The organism is Mesorhizobium sp. M8A.F.Ca.ET.207.01.1.1 (assembly GCF_004794715.1).
Lineage (GTDB): Bacteria > Pseudomonadota > Alphaproteobacteria > Rhizobiales > Rhizobiaceae > Mesorhizobium.
In genome coordinates this window covers 1-479 of record NZ_SRUS01000075.1, presented here as the reverse complement: position 1 = coordinate 479, position 479 = coordinate 1, and the positions used below count along the sequence as shown (strand labels likewise).

Annotated in this window: 1 protein-coding gene; it reads right to left on the bottom strand. The window is 46.1% G+C overall.

Going from position 1 to position 479, the window contains the following annotated elements; genetic code table 11:
* Positions 1-479: Cthe_2314 family HEPN domain-containing protein (locus EN850_RS36655; protein ID WP_189591272.1), on the bottom strand; the 479-nt coding region annotated here is incomplete at both ends.

Sequence of the window (479 nt, the reverse complement as noted above, 5' to 3'; positions counted from 1 at the left end):
TCTTGCTTCTTGGAAACAACGAACTCTCGCAGGTAGTTGGCACGAAAAGCCTTGATTCCTGCTTTTCTGTCCGAATCCATGACCTCAAAAATTGCGTCTTGATAGAAAAGTTCTATGCGACGCATCTTTTCGTCAAGAAGTGAGTGTTTATGGATGATGGTATGTCGGTCTTGAGCGTACGAATCTAGGGTTTTACGCAAAGCTCTTAGCTTTGCAACGACGGCGGGACGGTGCTGAACTTTGGTGTTAGTGATGATAATGGAGTGCGTTACGTGCTCCTCGTGAACGCAGAGGTGGAATACTGAATTGACAAGTTGAAGTGCTCTGTCATACGCGGAGTTGGCGCGAATCAGATAGTTCTCAATGTTGTAGATCAGATGATCTGCGCGAGATGCGGAAATCTTCTTTGAATAGTCATAGTTGGCAAGGAGCTCAACAGCGAAGTCTAATTGATCAAGCCACGTCAAAGCGTGTGCGAG